At 45.2% G+C, this 1,624-nt stretch carries 1 protein-coding gene; it reads left to right on the forward strand.

Annotated elements, in window-relative coordinates; all coding sequences use genetic code 11:
* Nucleotides 1-231 precede the first annotated feature (231 nt).
* On the forward strand, nt 232-1,515 hold the full coding sequence (locus tag G4P69_RS38055; RefSeq protein ID WP_208355141.1) for a DUF389 domain-containing protein: 1,284 nt from the start codon (nt 232-234) through the stop codon (nt 1,513-1,515).
* Nucleotides 1,516-1,624: the final 109 nt, after the last annotated feature.

Here is a 1,624-nt window from a genome sequence, read left to right on the forward strand (position 1 = left end):
TCAACCTATGCCTGAGTCTACTCGTACCAATTCTACGCTTGAGCCTACTCGTACTAATAGTACTGATCTACCCCCCACTGGTAGTATGACTTCAGACCATGAAGTTATAGAAATTGTGGACAAGCGGAATGAGGTTCGCTAGTTTTGTTTGTTCATCCACCTGGTTGTTTCCTTTAGATGGCTATGCTTGGGCTAATTCCTGAATATAAAAATAGTTAATCAAGGGATGATATGCGCCAACTACTGATCCAAGTACCACGCGGACACGGCAAAGACGTTCTTGACATTGCTAAGTCCCATCATGGAACGAATGTAATGGAATTTCAAGCAACCGGGAGTGATGGGCCACTAGATGCAGTGTTCATCTACATTTCTAACGGGAAAGTCGAGGAACTCTTAGGGGATTTGCAAGCACTGCCAAAATTAAATATTATCTTAATTCCACGCGGTGTAATTGCCTTGCAACCTCCACCCTCTGAAGCCGCGCAACAGGTTACAAATGTTGAAGAACGTAGTCCGATAGAGGTATTTCTTAGCGGCTTACAAAGTGTAGGTTCATGGAAAGGCTTTCTTGGTTATTCCGCTGTAGCGGGTATTGTGGTTTGGATCGGCTTATTCACAAGTACTAGCTATCTTCTCGTGGCTGCCATGTTGATTGCACCGTTTGCAGGTCCAGCTATGAACGTGGCGATCGCGACAGCACGTGGTGATAAGCAGTTACTTGGTCGGAGCCTTTGGCGTTACTTTACAGCACTATTAGTGACAATCTTGGTCGCTGGAGCGCTAAGCCTGATTCTAAGGCAAGAAATTGCAACCAGTTTGATGGTTGAAAGAAGCCAAATTTCCACTGTAGCGATACTACTTCCATTGGCAGCTGGTGCAGCTGGAGCGCTGAACCTGATGCAGTCGGACAGGAGTAGCTTGGTATCAGGGGCATCTGTTGGGATGTTGGTTGCTGCTTCATTAGCACCACCTGCTGGAATTATCGGTATGGCAAGTGCAATAGGCAGATGGGATATGGTCGTTAATGGCTTATTTCTATTATTGTTGCAATTAGTGGGTATCAATTTGTCTGCCTCAATCGTGTTTCGTAGCTACGGTCTATCTTCACAGGGCGCTCGCTATAACCGAGGTAAAAGGTGGGTATCTTCCGCTGTTCTTGCAGTTACAGTAGCAGCAATCTGCGGGTTACTGACTTGGCAGTTTTGGAGTTCCCCTCAGTTTCAGCGCTCTAGCCTTGACCAGCGCGCTAATACCGTAATAGAAAAAGTGGTGAATAGTAGTGGACTAGTAAAACTAGTGGAAGCAGATGTCCACTTTACCAGAGCAAACATCAAAGGGCAAAACACATTACTAGGTATAGTCTACGTCCAACGTCAAGCCGGAGTGACTGAGTCTTCTGTGAGGATTCGCGATCGCGTCACCCAAGCTATTCAAAGCCAATTACTTAAACAAGGACTTAACACGACACCTCTGATCGATGTCAGCGTTTTAGAACCACCCATAAAGCAATGATTTTAGTGCAGGAGTCAGAAATCAGAAGTTAGGAGGAGGCTAAATAGTCAGTTTTGGGAGCATAGTTTACTAAGTGGGTTTGTAAACTATGTTTAAACATGAATTCCTC

Source organism: Aetokthonos hydrillicola CCALA 1050, assembly GCF_017591665.1.
Lineage (GTDB): Bacteria > Cyanobacteriota > Cyanobacteriia > Cyanobacteriales > Nostocaceae > Aetokthonos > Aetokthonos hydrillicola.